13 protein-coding genes are annotated in these 16,632 nt (G+C 64.8%); 6 read left to right on the top strand and 7 right to left on the bottom strand.

Translation table 11 applies throughout. The annotated features are described in order from the left end of the window. Positions 1-229 precede the first annotated feature (229 nt). The 3 genes from QW887_RS04710 (at position 230) to QW887_RS04700 (ending at position 2,265) form a co-directional block, all read left to right on the top strand. Complete coding sequence (locus tag QW887_RS04710) at positions 230-1,222, top strand: lipase family protein (protein ID WP_316194205.1); 993 nt, start codon at positions 230-232, stop codon at positions 1,220-1,222. 162 nt (positions 1,223-1,384) lie between these two features. Further along, positions 1,385-1,699, top strand: coding sequence for a hypothetical protein (locus QW887_RS04705; protein WP_316194204.1), 315 nt, complete (start codon positions 1,385-1,387; stop codon positions 1,697-1,699). Between the two features lie 236 nt (positions 1,700-1,935). Next, entirely contained in the window at positions 1,936-2,265 is a 330-nt protein-coding gene (locus QW887_RS04700; protein WP_316175353.1) for a hypothetical protein, read from the top strand. Positions 2,266-2,456: 191 nt separating this feature from the next. On the opposite strand, the gene uvrA is transcribed toward QW887_RS04700, so the two are convergent. The 6 genes from uvrA to QW887_RS04670 form a co-directional block, all read right to left on the bottom strand. Continuing rightward, positions 2,457-5,531, bottom strand: a complete 3,075-nt coding sequence (uvrA, locus tag QW887_RS04695) for an excinuclease ABC subunit UvrA (protein ID WP_315711756.1) — start codon at positions 5,529-5,531, stop codon at positions 2,457-2,459. A 275-nt stretch (positions 5,532-5,806) separates the two neighbouring features. Next, entirely contained in the window at positions 5,807-6,451 is a 645-nt protein-coding gene (locus QW887_RS04690) for a porin family protein (protein ID WP_315711758.1), read from the bottom strand. Positions 6,452-6,742: 291 nt separating this feature from the next. After that, entirely contained in the window at positions 6,743-7,471 is a 729-nt protein-coding gene (locus QW887_RS04685; RefSeq protein ID WP_315711759.1) for an outer membrane protein, read from the bottom strand. A 212-nt stretch (positions 7,472-7,683) separates the two neighbouring features. Continuing rightward, positions 7,684-8,469 (bottom strand): outer membrane protein, encoded by a 786-nt coding sequence (locus tag QW887_RS04680; protein ID WP_316194203.1) that lies wholly within the window; start codon positions 8,467-8,469, stop codon positions 7,684-7,686. Between the two features lie 263 nt (positions 8,470-8,732). Next, complete coding sequence (locus QW887_RS04675) at positions 8,733-9,488, bottom strand: outer membrane protein (protein WP_315711762.1); 756 nt, start codon at positions 9,486-9,488, stop codon at positions 8,733-8,735. A gap of 192 nt (positions 9,489-9,680) precedes the next feature. Beyond that, positions 9,681-10,436 (bottom strand): outer membrane protein, encoded by a 756-nt coding sequence (locus QW887_RS04670; RefSeq protein ID WP_315711763.1) that lies wholly within the window; start codon positions 10,434-10,436, stop codon positions 9,681-9,683. Positions 10,437-10,898: 462 nt separating this feature from the next. Between QW887_RS04670 and QW887_RS04665 the strand changes: the two genes are divergently transcribed. Next, positions 10,899-11,396 carry a single-stranded DNA-binding protein gene (locus QW887_RS04665; RefSeq protein WP_315711764.1) on the top strand — a complete coding sequence of 166 codons (498 nt, stop codon included), beginning with the start codon at positions 10,899-10,901 and terminating at the stop codon, positions 11,394-11,396. 140 nt (positions 11,397-11,536) lie between these two features. Here the strand turns inward: QW887_RS04665 and QW887_RS04660 are convergent, their stop codons facing one another. Continuing rightward, positions 11,537-12,532 (bottom strand): aldo/keto reductase, encoded by a 996-nt coding sequence (locus QW887_RS04660; protein WP_315711765.1) that lies wholly within the window; start codon positions 12,530-12,532, stop codon positions 11,537-11,539. Positions 12,533-12,666: 134 nt separating this feature from the next. Between QW887_RS04660 and QW887_RS04655 the strand changes: the two genes are divergently transcribed. Both QW887_RS04655 and gyrA read left to right on the top strand, forming a co-directional pair. Next, entirely contained in the window at positions 12,667-13,560 is an 894-nt protein-coding gene (locus QW887_RS04655; RefSeq protein WP_315711766.1) for a LysR family transcriptional regulator, read from the top strand. 313 nt (positions 13,561-13,873) lie between these two features. Next, positions 13,874-16,618, top strand: a complete 2,745-nt coding sequence (gene gyrA, locus QW887_RS04650) for a DNA gyrase subunit A (RefSeq protein WP_315711767.1) — start codon at positions 13,874-13,876, stop codon at positions 16,616-16,618. Positions 16,619-16,632 lie beyond the last annotated feature (14 nt).

The raw sequence follows: 16,632 nt of genomic DNA, 5'->3' as shown, positions 1-16,632 counted from the left end.
TCGTCCTGCGACAGCCCTGCGCCATAGCAATGGGAGGGGCGGCGCGCAAATGAGATGCGATCATTGCGTGTCGCAGCTCCACGGTGACGTTCGATGATCAGGGGTTGAACATGTTGTGATGTGCACCTGGAGATAACGCGGTCTATCATCCCGGCGGGCCGGCGGATCATGGTCTGCCTGCCCGATTTGATCGAAATTGTTTTCATCATTCAAGCCAGAGAGATTTCACATGGCCCTCAACAAGGTTGCTGCAGCGTATCTGTCCTACTTCGCCTATATCGACGACGCGCTCGATGTGGTTCAGCCGAGCGATTTCGTGGCGATGCTGAAGTCCGTCCCATCGGGTGCGGCGAACGGTCCGTGGTCGCTATGCTGGGGCCCGGCGGTCAACAACGGCGTGCTCGCCTACGTCGCGCAAGGCAACGACGGCAGCTACGCGGTGGCGTTCCGCGGCACCGATGTCGATGGCTCGGTCGCCGGCGCGTTCGAGAACGTGCTCGCCGATGCCGATGCTGTCTTCCAGGTGCCGTGGCTGTATCCGCAGCAGGCCGGAGCGCCGCTGCAGATCAGCGCCGGAATCAACGACGCGCTGGCGCTGGTCATCGCGCTCACCGATCCCACGACGGACCTGTCGCTGCTGGACTATCTGCGCGGCCTTGCGGCCAAGCAGAACCTGCAACTGATGGTGACCGGGCACAGCCTCGGCGGCGCGCTCGCCGTGGTGGCGACGGCGTGGCTGCAGGACCAGTTGCCGAAGCTGAACTCGTCGCTGACGTTCACGCTGTGGCCGCACACCTTCGCGGCTCCGACGATGTGGAACGCGGGCTTCGCGACGACCTTCGCAAAGAGCTACACCTATTACGCGGCGGTCAACAGCAACGACATCGTGCCGATGGCCTGGGCCAACCTGAACGGAATTCTCGGTACCTATCCGCCGCCGGCGCCGGTCCTGAAGGACACCAACTACTACTCGATCTACAAACCGCTCGAGTGGCTCAGCGCAGCGATCCCGACCTATACGTCGATTGCGCCGAGCAATCCGGATCTGTTCACGATCACGCCGATCGTCGAGGCGAACGACTCCTGGACCGCGGAAGCCGGCTACATGCATTCCATGCAGCTGCAGTATTTCCCGCATGCGACCGGCACGAAGGCGCCGCCGCTGCCGGGAGTCACCAAGACCGGCGTGGCGCGGCCACGGGCGGTCGCCATCGCGGCCTGAGCGCCGCAGGGCAGCTTTTGCAGGGCTGGGTTCGCTCAGTCCTGCAAGGGGGGCTCAGTGCGTCGGCCAATCAACCTTTCATCACGTTTTTTGTGAGTGTGCGCTGCGGGAACGCCTTGCGCCGTGCGGTGGTTGACCCCGCACAGAAGCAAGGAGAGAGACATGCAACGCACGATCAAGATGGCCGCGCTGGCCGGAGCCACGCTGGTGATCGGCACCGTCGCTGCGTCCGCGCAGGGCTATGCCCGATTCGGCGACTCGATGGCCTGGGTGCCGCCGGCGCAGACCTCCGATTCCGAGCCGGTGTATGGCGCAGCGCCGGCGCCGGCCTACGCGCCGGGTCCGGTGGCTGGCCCAGTGGCCTGGGGCGGCGGTTACAACGGCACCAACCATCCGACCCCGGGCTCGACCCAGGGCGATGTCGGCCCGTCCGGCAACAACAACGGCACGCTGACCGGCGCCTACCGGCAATGGTAGTTGCCGTCTGGCGCTGAAGCGAGTCGATCAAGCCCGCCGCTCGGACAAGAGCGGCGGGTTTGTCGTCTGAGAGGGCGCCCAGGCGCTTGCGAGACGATGCGACCAGCTTCCGGATCATCTGATCGCGGCAACGTGAGCGCCACGTTGTGTCGCACACATGTTGTGGCGGGTGGCGGAACTGCCGGGGCATGACGATGGTTTGTTCCTCGATGAATTGGGAACAACGGAGCAAGTTCATGACACGCACGTTTGGATTGGCCGCGCTGGCCGCCGTCACGCTGGTCGCCGGCACGATCGGCGCCTCGGCCGGCGAATACGGGCCGGGCGGCTACGGCTATGGCGGCCAGGTCACCAGCACCTATGCCTACCGCGACTCCTTCGCCTGGGCGCCAGGGCCGGTCTATGAGGAAGGCTACGTCGCCGTCGCGCCGGGCCCGTATGACGGCCCGGGCTGGGGCGCCGGCTACAACGGCACCAACCACCCGACCCCAAGCTCGACCCAGGGCGACGTCGGACCGCGCGGCAACAACAACGGCACGCGGAGCGGGTATTATCGCCAGTGGTAATCTGAGTTCGTTGCAGAAACATCGAGCCCGCCGCTCTGCAGGGAGCGGCGGGCTTTGCTGTGATGAACCGGTATCGACCACATGCGTCATTGCGAGGAGCGCAGCGACGAAGCAATCCAGAGTCGCGTACGCGGCCCTGGATTGCTTCGCTTCGCCCGCAATGACGATCGATACAAGGGAGTTTAGGGCAACTACTCCGCTGCCTCGCTGGCGGCGCCGCGGCCGCGCTTCTTCGGCTTGGCCGACTTCTCCAGCACCGGCTTGAGGAACTGCCCGGTGTAGCTGCGCGGCGCCTTGACGATATCTTCCGGCGGGCCCCAGGCGACGATCTCGCCGCCGCCGTCGCCGCCCTCGGGGCCGAGGTCGATGACCCAGTCGGCGGTCTTGATGACCTCGAGATTGTGCTCGATCACGACCACCGTGTTGCCCTGCGCGACCAGCTCGTGCAGCACCTCCAGGAGCTTCTTGACGTCGTGGAAATGCAGGCCCGTCGTCGGCTCGTCGAGGATGTAGAGCGTGCGGCCCGTGGCCCGCTTCGACAGCTCCTTGGCGAGCTTGACGCGCTGAGCTTCGCCGCCGGACAGCGTGGTGGCCTGCTGGCCGACATGGATGTAGTCGAGGCCGACGCGGCGCAGGGTCTCGAAGGTGTCGCGCACGCGCGGCACCGCCTTGAAGAACTCCGCGGCCTCCTCGACGGTCATGTCGAGCACGTCGGCGATCGACTTGCCCTTGAACAGGACGTCGAGCGTCTCGCGGTTGTAGCGCTTGCCCTTGCAGACGTCGCAGGTGACGTAGACGTCGGGCAAAAAGTGCATCTCGATCTTGATGACGCCGTCGCCCTGGCACGCCTCGCAGCGGCCGCCCTTGACGTTGAAGGAGAACCGGCCGGGCTCGTAGCCGCGCGCCTTGGATTCGGGAAGGCCGGCGAACCATTCGCGGATCGGCGTGAACGCGCCGGTATAGGTCGCGGGGTTGGAGCGCGGCGTGCGGCCGATCGGCGACTGGTCGATGTCGATGATCTTGTCGATATGCTCCAGCCCCTCGATGCGGTCGTGCGGCGCGGCTGCCTCGTTGGCGCCGTTGAGCTTGCGTGCGATCGCCTTGTAGAGCGTGTCGATCAGGAGCGTCGACTTGCCGCCGCCGGACACGCCTGTGATCGCGGTGAACAGGCCGAGCGGGATCTCGGCCGAGACGTTCTTCAGATTGTTGCCGCGGGCGTTGACGACCTTGATGGTGCGGCGATGGTTCGGCGGCCGCCGCTCGGGCACCTCGACCTCGAGCTCGCCGGTGAGATATTTGCCGGTCAGCGACGCCGGATTGCGCATGATCTCGGCCGGAGTGCCCTCGGCGACGATGTGGCCGCCATGGGTGCCAGCGCCGGGGCCGATGTCGAGCACGTAGTCGGCCAGACGGATGGCGTCCTCGTCATGCTCGACCACGATCACGGTGTTGCCGAGGTCGCGCAGCCGTTTCAGCGTGTCGAGCAGACGGGCATTGTCGCGCTGGTGCAGGCCGATCGACGGCTCGTCGAGCACGTAGAGCACGCCGGTCAGCCCGGAGCCGATCTGAGACGCCAGGCGGATGCGCTGGCTCTCGCCGCCGGACAGGGTGCCGGAGGAGCGCGCCAGGGTCAGGTAGTTGAGGCCGACGTCGAGCAGGAAGGTGAGGCGGTCGCGGATCTCCTTCAGGATTCGCGTGGCGATCTCGGTCTGCTGCGCGTTCAGGGCCTTCGGCACCTCGGCGAACCACTCGCCGGCCGCCTTGACGGAGAGGTCGCTGATCTCGCCGATGTGCTTGCCGCCGACCTTGACGCACAGCGCCTCGGGCTTCAGGCGGTAGCCGTTACAGCCGGCGCAGGGCACGTCATTGAAGTATTTGCCGAGCTCCTCGCGCGCCCACTCGCTCTCGGTCTCGCGGAAGCGGCGCTCGATGTTGGTGATGACGCCCTCGAACGGCTTCTTGGTGTCGTAGGCGCGGACGCCGTCCTCATAGGTGAACTTGATCTCGTCGTCGCCGGAGCCGTGCAGCAGGGCGGTCTGCGTCTTCTTCGGCAGGTCCTTCCACTTGGTGTCCAGCGTGAACTTGTAGAACTTGCCGAGCGCGGTCAGCGTCTGCAGGTAGTAGGGCGACGACGACTTGGCCCAGGGGGCGATCGCACCCTTGCGCAGGGTGACGTCCTTGTCGGGAATGACGAGGTCGGCATCGACGTGCTGCTCGACCCCCAGGCCGCCGCATTCCGGGCAGGCGCCATAGGGGTTGTTGAATGAAAACAGCCGCGGCTCGATCTCGGGGATGGTGAAGCCGGAGACCGGGCAGGCGAACTTCTCCGAGAACAGGATGCGCTCGGGCCCGCTCTTGTCGTGGATCTTTGCGACCTTCTTCTTGTCGTCTTGCTTCTTCTCGTCATGGCCGGGCTTGACCCGGCCATCCATCTCCTTGGAGGAGGATGGATCACCGGGTCTCGCGCCTTCGGCGCGGCCCGGTGATGACGATGCAGGCGCGTCGGCGAACTCGATCACGGCGAGTCCCTCCGCGAGCTTCAGCGCGGTCTCGAAGCTTTCTGCGAGACGCTGGCCGATGTCGGGGCGCACGACGATGCGGTCGACAACGACGTCGATATCGTGCGGGAACTTCTTGTCGAGCGTGGGCGCCTCGGCGAGCTCATGGAAGGTGCCGTCGATCTTGACGCGCTGAAAGCCCTTCTTGAGATATTCGGCGAGCTCCTTCTTGTACTCGCCCTTGCGTCCCCGCACGACCGGCGCCAGCAGATAGAGGCGGGTGCCCTCGGGCATCGCCAGCACGCGGTCGACCATCTGCGAGACGGTCTGGCTTTCGATCGGCAGGCCGGTCGCCGGGGAGTAGGGAACGCCAACGCGCGCCCACAAGAGGCGCATGTAGTCGTAGATCTCGGTGACGGTGCCCACCGTCGAGCGCGGGTTCTTCGAGGTCGTCTTCTGCTCGATCGAGATCGCCGGCGACAGGCCGTCGATCTGGTCGACGTCCGGCTTCTGCATCATCTCGAGGAACTGACGGGCATAGGCCGACAGCGATTCGACGTAGCGGCGCTGACCCTCGGCATAGATCGTATCGAAGGCGAGCGAGGATTTGCCGGAACCGGACAGGCCGGTGAAGACGACGAGCCTGTCGCGCGGGATCTCGACGTCGATGTTTTTCAGATTGTGCTCGCGGGCGCCGCGGATGGTGATGGCCCGCAGGCTCGACTGGTTGGCTTGCGCGCGCTGCTTGGCCTTGAGCACTTCATCCATGACGATCGTCCCACGGCGCAGAGTTGCGCCATCGTTGCAGGCGCGTTCGCCGGAAGCCGGCCATCGGACGCCAGGGGGAAAAGGTATGGTCGGAACGTAGGAAGAACGGAGCTGGATTTCCAGTGCCGTCAGCGAATCATCAACAATGCGCTCAGGGAATGGCAGCGACTGGCAGGAGACTGCCGGTTCCGTACTGTTTTGTGCACGATCCCACAAAGAAAAAGCCTCCGCTCTGACAGAGCGAAGGCTGTGTGCGTTGGCCCGTAGGCAAAGACTTAGAAGTGGTAGTTGATGCCGACCTGACCGGAATGCACGTTGAGGGTGCCGGTTGCGAGCGTGCCGAGGCCGGTGAAGGTGTAGCTCTCGCCACCGAAGCTCTTGTAGAGGTACTCGCCCTTCAGCGACCAGTTCGGGGCGAACATGTACTCGACGCCAGCGCCGACGGTCCAGCCGGAGTGGATCTTGCTGTCGGCAGCGGCGAAGCCGGGGGCCGTCAGCGAGATGCGGTTGTCGGCCCAGGCGTAACCACCGGTCGCGTACAGCAGGGTCGGGCCGAAGGCGTAGCCGATGCGGCCGCGGACAGTGCCCCAGTCGCGGATCTTGGACTCGGCGTTGACACCGAGCGCGCCAACGTTTGCGTTGATGTCGGCCCAAGCGGCGTCGGCCTCGAGGCCGAACACGACAGCACCCTGCTGCCAGTTGTAGCCGACGGTGCCGCCGGCGAAGCCGCCCTTCATGGCCGCGAAGTCAGCATCCTCGTTGGCATAGCCGCCCATGGCACCGATGTAGAAACCGGTCCAGGTCAGCACCGGCGCGAGAACCGGGGCCTTGGTGTAGGTCGGGCGCGCGGCAAGATCAGCGGCGGCAGCGGGAGCGGCCAGGGCGGCCAAGGCCACGGTCGCGAGCAGGATCTTCTTCATTCCAGTCTCCAGTTTTTTATTCCTCGAAGTCCGCATCGCACCGATAAGCTTACGCACGAAACAGACTCACCCGTTCAAGTTGACGAGGTTCCTATAGCCCGGTTCCGTACGGATTACCGTCACCCTGAAGACACACTCGCGGCCAAACCGCGTTTCTACGGGGGAGTTCCAGATTGTTCATGTAACTCAAATGCTTGGTTCCAAGTGTTGCAGGGCGGCAAAGGCGGCTTCTGAGCAACAAAAAGGCCGGCTTGCGCCGGCCTTTGGAACTTTCGGTTGTCGAACGATCAATCAGTATTTGGCGACGACCGGACCGCCGAAGCGGTAGTTCAGGCGCGCCGTGAACAGGTCGACGTCCTGCTTGATGGTGTCGGTCTGGGTGAACACCGCACCGCGGAACGGGACGTTCGTGTTGCCCATGAACAGGTGGTCGTACTCGAAGCCCACCGACCAGCCCGGCGAGAAGGCGTATTCGACGCCAGCGCCGACGGACGCGCCCCACTTGTGCACGGTCGTGGTAGCCAGCACGGTGTTGATCACGCCGGAAAAGATCTCGTACTTGGTGTCGGTGACGGCCGCGCCGCCCTTGGCGTAGAGCAGGACATTGTCGAAGGAATAGCCGATCTGGCCGGTGAACAGGCCGAAGGCGCTGAGCTTGGTGCGGTTGCGATCGGGCGCGAACACCGGGCTGACGTTGTTGCCGGTGAGGTCGGCCCAGTTGCCCTGCGCCTCGAGGCCGAACACGACCGAGCCCATCTGCCAGCGATAGCCGAACTGACCGCCGATCGTGCCGCCGGTGGCGTTATGGCAGCCCTCGGCTGGGCCATTCACGAGCGTCCAGCAATTGCGGCTCGTTCCGTAGCCGCCGTTGATGCCAAGGTAGAAGCCGCTCCAGTCGTTGATGGCAACCATCATCGGCGGCGCCTTGGTGTACGGGCGGGCCGCCATGTCGGCCGCCGACGCGGATGTGGCGGATGCGATGCCGACGAGCGCCGTCGTGATCACAAGCAACTTCTTCATCAAATTCTCCCCCGGGAGGTTGGAATGACAAGCGATGGGCAAGTCATACACAGGGCATCCCGGAGAGGCTGTAACGCGCCCGCCACAGAAATGAAAAAGCGTTATAAATCATATATTTAGCACGAAAAAGCCGCGACGCTGCCGGGCTGTTGACACGAAAAAGGCCGGCGCGACGGCCGGCCTTTCCGAATGCGTGCGAGCGGTGACTTTCTTCAGTAGCGGGTGCCCATCGGCGCTCCGAAACGATAGTTCACCCGGACGGTCGCCATGTCGATGTCCTGCTTGATGGTGTCGACGCGCGACAGCACGGTTGCGGTGGCCGGGAAGGTGATGTCGCGCGAGCCCATGAACAGGTGATCGTACTCGACGGCGACCGACCAGTTCGGTGCGAAGCCGAACTCGACGCCGGTGCCGACGGTGCCGCCCCAGCGGGTCTCACTGGCGGAATCCAGCAGCGTGCCGACCGGGAAGGGCGCGGCCGCATTCGCCGTGCCGGTGTATTTGTTGTGGGTGACGGCGGCACCGCCCTTCACGTACCAGAGCACGTTGCCCCAGGCGTAGCCGACCTGGCCGGTGAACAGGCCGATCGCATCGGTCTTGGTGGTGTTGGTGATGCCCGCGGCCAGCGCAGCCGTGCTCGCATTGGACGACTTCAGGCCGGTCCAGTCGCCCTGGGCCTCGACGCCGAACACCCAGCTCGCCGCTTGCCAGCGATAGCCGACCTGGCCGCCGACCAGGCCGCTCGAGGCGTTGTGGCAGCCTTCGGACTGGGTCGGCACCACCGGCACGCCGCCGACGCGATTGAGCGTCCAGCAATTGTGGCTCCAGTCGGCGCCGCCATTGACGCCGAGGTAGAATCCGGCCCAGTTCGGCAGCGGCGTGACATAGGCCGGCGGCGGCGCCTTGCTGTAAGGGCGCGTCGCGAAGTCGGCCGCTGAGGCCGGCGCCAGCCCCAGCGCCGCGGCGCTGGCGGTCAAGATCAAGGTCGTCTTCTGCATTCGTCTCTCCCCAGTCCCAATACACCACGCTCCGGATCCCTCCGATCCGGGCCCACGCGAAGGTGGCCTGTGGCTGGTTGTAAGGGAGACTGCTTTCCAAACTCGTGACCGGGACGAGCCGCGTGGCGGGATGTGCCGATCGTGCTTAAGCGCGGGTAAAGACGGCGACTGCCAGTGCCGACGGGGGAGCTGTGTCACAGCGTGAGTGACGACAGGCCGGGCAAGCGCCGCCGCGTGAGATCCCGAGTGTCAGCCCTCGAGGGTCAGTGCTTGGAAACGACGGGACCGCCCCAGCGATAGTTCACGCGGACCGTCGCCATGTCGACGTCCTGGCCGACCGCATCGGTCCGGCCCGCAGCTCCAAGGGGAACACCCGAGAAGCCGAGGGTGCGGTTGCCCATGAACAGGTGCTCGTATTCGGCTGCGACCGACCAGTTCTTGGCGAAGCCGACCTCGACACCAGTCCCGACCGCAGCCCCCCAGCGCGTGGCGCTGGACTGGTCGAGCACCACACCCGTGGCCGTGGAGAGGCCGTTGTACTTCTCACCCGCGACCGCGGCGCCACCCTTCACGTACCAGAGCACGTTGTTCCAGGAATAGCCGATCTGGCCGCTGAACACGCCGATGCCGTTGATCTTGGTCTGGTTGGTCACGGCCGGGGCGAACTGGCTGGTGTTGCTGCCCTTGAGGTTGGCCCAGTTGCCTTGACCTTCGATGCCGAACACCCAGCCGCCAGCCTGCCAGCGATAGCCGATCTGGCCGCCCGCCAGCGCGCCGGTCGCATCATGGCAGCCTTCCGCGTTGGTTGCGGCCACGCCGGCAAAGCTGACCTTGTTGGTCCAGCAGGTGCGGGCCGCTGCGCCGCCGGCATTCAGGCCGATATAGAAGCCACTCCAATCATAGATCGTCGTGATCATCGCAGGCGCTTTGGTGAAGGTGCGCGCGGGCAGATCGGCAGCGATGGCCGGCGCAATCCCCAGCGCCAGCGAAGTTGTCGCCCCCAGCAACAGCCTTCTCATCGCATTCCCCAAACCACGTCCGACGCCCGCACGCACGCTCTCACCAACGCCCACCCGCCGGACGTTGATAGCTCCTTCCGCCGTAAAAAGCCGTCACCCAAAGGACACAACGGCTCGGCAAGTGCCGGTTCTGGCACACAAAAAAGGCCGGCGCGAGGCCGGCCTTTCGACATATTCGCTTTTTGCGTGCAATCAGTAGCGCGACACGATCGGGCCGCCGAAGTGATAGGAGACGCCCGCCTTGACGGTGTGCACGGTGTCGCTCCACTCGGAGCGGTTGGTCGGAACCGCGCTGTACTGAATCGAGCTCTTGCCGAAGTCGAGATAGTTGTATTCGACCTTGGCCGACCAGTTCGGCGCGAACATGTACTCGGCGCCGGCACCGATCGTCCAGCCCCAGCGCCAGTTGTTCTGAGCGAAGCTATTGGCCGCGCCACCATTGAGCGCCGCGTCGTAGCGGTGCTGGAGATCGCCGACGGCAGCGCCGCCGCTGACAAAGAACAGCGCCGGACCCGCAGCCCAGCCGAGGCGGCCCTTGATGTCGCCGAAGCCGCGCAGCCTGGTGAAGTAGGTATCGCCGAGACCGGCGTTGACGACGCCCGACCGGCCGTTGATGTCGGCCCAGTGATAGTCGCCCTCGAGACCGAACACGATGTTGTCGACCTGCCAGTTGTAGCCGACCACACCGCCGACGAAGCCGCCGCTGGTGTCATAGTTCTGGGTGCCGGCAAAGATCGCCGTATTCGGCGCCCCGAAGAAGGTCTCGTTGCTGCGGCCCCAGCCGCCGCCGCCCTGCAGGCCGAGGTAGAAGCCGGCCCAGGTCGGAAGCGGCGCCGGCGCCATCACCGGGGCCTTCGTGTACGGGCGGGCGGCGAGATCGGCGGCTCCCGCCGGCGTCAGCGCCCCCAAAACCATCAAGCTGACAGCTCCGAGAAAAATTCGTTTCATCCCAAGTCTCCCGCGTTGGGCGTCTCCAAAATGGTCCCCGGAGACGCTCGTCTGTGAAGTTGGTGCGACCACGCTTGCGGCCCCAATCCATCCTCAAATATACGCGATTCAACCCTGGATACCGTCTCCCAAAAGCCACAGCCGAGGAGGAAGTGAGGCCGGCTAACTTAATGAAAATTAATCCCTTTTTCGTGAATAAGGGAACTTTTTCCGGGTTCCATTGCGAGAACTTGCGGTTCCATCGAGTTCCGTGGAACTCGACGCACGGTTGTAGACATATGCGCGCGAACAAAACTGGAACAATGGCCTTCCGCCTGCTATATGTGGATAAGCAATGGACAGGGCGGGTGGACCGCGCGGCAACCGTATAGGGTCCGCCGCGAGAGGAAGGGTTAGCCACCGGACGCCGTGAGGCCGGTGTGGACGGCCGGTCCGATGATCGAGAACCGCGGGAGAGTGGTGATGGCGGGTAGTGTGAACAAGGTGATTCTGGTCGGCAATCTCGGCAAGGACCCCGAGATCCGGCGCACGCAGGATGGGCGGCCGATCGCCAATCTGAGCATTGCGACGTCGGAAACGTGGCGCGACAAGGCGACAGGCGAGCGCAAGGAAAAGACCGAGTGGCACCGCGTGGTGATCTTCAACGAAGGTCTTTGCAAGGTCGCCGAGCAGTATTTGAAGAAGGGCGCCAAGGTTTACATCGAGGGCGCGCTGCAGACCCGCAAATGGACCGATCAGAGCGGTGTCGAGAAGTACTCGACCGAGGTCGTGCTGCAGGGCTTCAACTCCACCCTGACGATGCTCGATGGCCGGGGCGGCGGTGGCGGCAGCTTCTCCGATGACATGGGTGGCGGTGATTTCGGCAGCAGCGGTCCGTCGATGGCGCCGCCGCGCCGCGCGGTTGCTTCGGCGGGCGGTGGCGGACGCAACAGCGACATGGACGACGACATTCCGTTCTGAAATTCAGGGCGCGCCTTGGTGTGAAGGAGAAGGCGCGATCTCGGTGAAGCTGTGGGGTGTACGCGCCGCCGGCGGCGCGTCGCCTCCAGGTGGTTTCGGGCGCTCACGATGGGAGTGCCCGGTGATGTGGGAGAGGGGTTCTACCGCCCTGTTGTCGCCATCAGGTGCGGGGGATAGCGTTCTCCCTCAACCTTGATCGCAACTGCGGCCTGCTCCATCTGGGCGAGATCGTCCGCAGTGAGCTCGACGTCGGCGGCCTTGAGATTCTCGTCGAGGCGATGGAGCTTGGTCGTGCCCGGAATGGGAACGATCCACGGCTTTTGCGCGAGCAGCCAGGCGAGCGCGATCTGGGCCGGCGTGGATGCCTTGCGTTCGGCGATCTGCTTGAGGAGATCGACCAGCGCCTGGTTGGCCTTCATCGCCGCGGGCGTGAAGCGCGGCAGGGTGCTGCGGAAGTCGTTGTCGGCCAGCGTGGTCGTCTCGTTCATCGCGCCGGTCAGAAAGCCTTTTCCCAGGGGACTATAGGGCACCAGGCCGATGCCGAGCTCCTCGCATGCCTGAATGATGCCGTTGCTCTCGGGACCTCGGGTCCACAGCGAATACTCGTTCTGGAGCACGGCAACGGACTGGACGGCATGCGCGCGCCGTACGGTCTGGGCGCTGGGCTCGGACAGGCCGAAGTGCCTGACCTTGCCTTGCCCGATGAGATCCTTGACCGCGCCGGCGACGTCCTCGATCGGCACGTCCGGATCGACGCGGTGCTGATAGAACAGATCGATGCGATCGGTCTTGAGCCGCTTCAGGGATGCCTCCGCGACCGCGCGAATGCGCTCGGGGCGGCTGTTCATCCCTGATGACCGGCCGGTCGCCGGGTCGATCGCAAAGCCGAACTTGGTGGCGATGACCACCTTGTCCCGAACGGGAGCCAGGGCGTCGCCGACCAGCTCCTCATTCGTGAACGGTCCATAGATTTCGGCGGTGTCGAAAAATGTCACGCCGCGATCGAAGGCGGCGCGGATAAGGTTGACCGCGTCGTCCTTCTCGAGCGCGTGACCGTAGCCGAAGTTCAGGCCCATGCAGCCGAAGCCGATGGCCGACACTTCGAGGCCGCTCTTGCCCAGGGTTCTCTTCTTCATCCGGTTCTCCTGTCCGTCCCGGTCAACGCCGGCATCACGCGTCGTCAACCTTGCCGTCCGGGCTGAACCTAAGGCTGTGACCGCGATAACATTAGAGGCTAGAATGCGCATACTTTTATGAAATGGAATCATGAATGCTGCGCGAGAACCTGAACGACGTCCTTGGTTTCCTCGCTGTCGCCCGGGAGGGAAGCTTCACGCGGGCGGCTGCCAGGCTCGGCGTCAGCCAGTCGGCGCTCAGCCATGCCCTTCGCAATCTGGAGGCCCGGCTCGGCGTGCGGCTGCTGGCGCGCACGACGCGCAGCGTCGCCCCGACGGCCGCCGGTGAACGTCTGCTGCGGAGCATCGGACCCCGGTTCGATGAGATCGAAACGGAACTGGCGGGGTTGAGGGAATTGCGCGACAGGCCCGCCGGCACGATCCGGATCACGGCGGGAGAGCATGCCGCGGACTCCGTGCTCTGGCCGGCGCTGAAAAAGCTGCTTCCGCTGTATCCCGACATCAAGGTCGAGGTCGTGACCGACTATGGACTGACCGATATCGTCGCCGAGAGATTCGATGCGGGTGTCCGCCTCGGCGAGCAGGTCGCCAAGGACATGATCGCCGTCAGGATCGGGCCGGACCTGCGCATGGCCGTGGTCGGCTCACCGGCCTATTTCGCCGTGCGGTCGCGGCCAAGGAAGCCGCAGGATCTCACGGACCACAATTGCATCAACATCCGACTTCCGACCCTGGGCGGGATCTATGCGTGGGAGTTCGAAAAGCGTGGACGCGCGCTGAAGGTGCGCGTGGACGGGCAACTGGTGTTCAACAACATCGCGATGCGCATGAACGCGGTGCGCGCCGGGCTCGGGCTCGCTTATCTGCCCGAGGATCAGGTCCGGGACGACCTTGCGCGAGGCAAGCTCGTTCGCGTCCTGGAAGACTGGTGCGCGCCGTTTGCCGGCTATCATCTGTATTTTCCCAGCCGCCGGCAGCCCACATCCGCGTTCACGGTGCTGGTCGACGCGCTGCGCTATCGCACATGACGAGCCCGGTTCGCGAGATCGTTTCGCCGGACAAACGGATTTTGCTGAAGAATCAACGGCTCTCGCGCGCCGCTGGCAGTCTCTCTGCAACTGCGGCGCTGAGGCGGGAAAACAAGTGCGGCGGCACGGCTGAAGTCCAGTCCGCGGGGGGGCGTCCGGGGCACCGTCGGTCGCAGCGTAAGACCTCGTTAAGTCGCTGGAAATGCGGCCAAAAAATCCGTCTTGCCGGTGCGTCAAGGGGTGGCCTGCCGTGACGCGATGCGCTATATGATTCCAAGCGATTTTCGCGTGTCAAAACCGACCGGTATCCCCTTTGTCCGATAAAGAAGATGAGAAGCCCGGCGAGCCGGGCGGACCTTCCGACATTCGTCCCGTCTCCATCCTCGATGAGATGAAGCGCTCCTACCTCGATTACGCGATGAGCGTGATCGTGTCGCGAGCGCTGCCCGATGCGCGCGACGGCCTGAAGCCGGTGCATCGGCGCATCCTCTATTCGATGTACGAGCAGGGGCACACGCCCGACAAGAAATACGTCAAGTCCGCGCGCGTGGTCGGTGACGTCATCGGTAAATACCATCCGCATGGCGACCAGTCGATCTACGACGCCATGGTGCGCATGGCGCAGGACTTCTCGATGCGCGTGCCGCTGATCGACGGCCAGGGCAATTTCGGCTCCGTCGACGGCGATCCGCCGGCCGCCTACCGATACACCGAAGCGAAGCTCGCCAAGTCGGCGATCCCGCTGCTCGACGACATCGACAAGGACACCGTCGACTTCCAGCCGAACTACGACAATTCGGACAAGGAACCGTCGGTTCTTCCGGCCAAATATCCGAACCTGCTGGTCAATGGCGCCGGCGGCATCGCGGTCGGCATGGCCACCAACATCCCGCCGCACAATCTCGGCGAGGTGATCGATGCCTGCATCGCGCTGATCGACAATCCGGCGCTCACGATCGACGAGCTCATCAACATCATTCCGGGGCCGGATTTCCCGACCGGCGGCATCATTCTTGGACGCGCCGGCGTCCGCTCGGCCTATCATCTGGGCCGCGGCTCGATCATGATGCGCGGCAAGGTGACGATCGACACGATCCGCAAGGATCGCGAGGCGATCATCATCTCCGAGATTCCCTACCAGGTGAACAAGGCCACGATGGTCGAGCGCATCGCCGAATTGGTGCGCGAGAAGAAGGTCGAAGGCGTTGCCGACCTGCGCGACGAGAGCGACCGCGACGGCTACCGCGTCGTCGTCGAGCTGAAGCGCGACGCCGTGCCGGACGTCGTGCTCAACCAGCTCTACAAGTTCACGCCGCTGCAGACGAGCTTCGCCGCCAACATGCTGGCGCTCGACGGCGGCCGCCCGCAGACGATGACGTTGAAAGACCTGCTGACGATCTTCGTCGCGTTCCGCGAGCGTGTCGTCACGCGCAGGACCAAGTTCCTGCTCAACAAGGCGCGCGACCGCGCCCACATCCTGGTCGGCCTCGCCGTGGCCGTGGCCAATATCGACGAGGTCATCCGGGTCATCAGGACCTCGCCCGATCCTGCGACCGCGCGCGAGGCGTTGATGTCGCGCGACTGGCCGGCGCGCGACGTCGAGGCCATCATCACGCTGATCGACGATCCGCGCCATCGCCTCGCCGAGGACGGCACCATCCGGCTGTCGTTCGAGCAGGCCAAGGCGATTCTCGACCTGCGTCTGCAGCGCCTGACCGCGCTCGGCCGTGAAGAGATTTCCGACGAGCTCGACAAGCTCAAGGTCGAGATCAACGACTATCTCGACATCCTGCGCTCGCGGGCGCGGGTGCAGGGGATCATCAAGGACGAGCTCGCCGCGATCAAGGCGGAGTTCGGCACGCCGCGCCGCACCGTGATCGCCGAGCAGGAAGGCGAGGTCGAGGACGAGGACCTGATCCAGCGCGAGGACATGGTCGTGACCGTGTCGCATGCCGGCTACACCAAGCGCGTGCCGCTGTCGGCCTATCGGGCGCAGCGCCGCGGCGGCAAGGGCCGCTCGGGCATGCAGACCCGCGAGGAGGATTTCGTCAGCCGGCTGTTCGTGGCCTCCACGCACACGCCGGTGCTGTTCTTCTCGTCGCGCGGCCAGGTCTACAAGGAGAAGGTCTGGCGGCTGCCGATCGCGGCGCCCAACGGGCGCGGCAAGGCGCTGATCAACATCCTGCCGCTGGAGCAGGGCGAGCGCATCACCACGATCATGCCGCTGCCGGAGGATGAATCCTCCTGGGCCAATCTCGACGTGATGTTCGCCACCACCGGCGGCAACGTCCGCCGCAACAAGCTGTCGGATTTCGTCGACGTGCGCCGCTCCGGCATCATCGCGATGAAGCTCGACGAGGGCGAGGAGATCGTCAACGTGCAGATCTGCACCGAGCGTGACGACGTGCTGCTCACGGCGTCGGGCGGGCAGTGCATCCGATTCCCCGTCACCGACGTGCGCGTCTTCACCGGGCGGACCTCGATGGGCGTGCGCGGCATCGCGCTCGCCGGCGGCGACAAGGTGATTTCGCTGTCGATCCTGCGCCATGTCGAAACGACCTCGGACGAGCGTACGGCGTACTTGAAGATGCGCCGGGCGATGTCGGGCGATGCTGCCACCGAGGAGCCGGTCGAGACCGAGGGCGAGGAGGCGGCCGCTGGCGCGATCCAGCTGTCGCAGGAACGCTATGTCGAGATGTCGGCGCAGGAGCAGGTGGTGCTGACCGTCTCGGTCAACGGCTACGGCAAGCGCACCTCGTCCTACGAGTACCGCACCACCGGCCGCGGCGGCAAAGGCATCGTCGCGATGTCCGTCAACAACCGCAACGGCAAGCTCGTCGCCTCATTCCCGGTCGAGGATGGCGATCAGATCATGCTGGTGACGGACAAGGGGCAGTTGATCCGTTGCCCCGTCGACGGCATCCGCATCGCGGGACGCTCGACCCAGGGCGTCATCGTGTTCGACACCGCCGATGATGAGCATGTCGTGTCGGTGGAGCATATCGGCGAGGAGGCCGAGAACGGCAACGGGGCCAGCGAGCCGGCGAATGGCGAATAGGGAGCAGCGAATAG

The sequence above is a fragment of the Bradyrhizobium sp. SZCCHNRI3052 genome, assembly GCF_032484895.1.
GTDB lineage: Bacteria > Pseudomonadota > Alphaproteobacteria > Rhizobiales > Xanthobacteraceae > Bradyrhizobium.
This window is presented reverse-complemented; position numbering and strand designations above follow the sequence as displayed.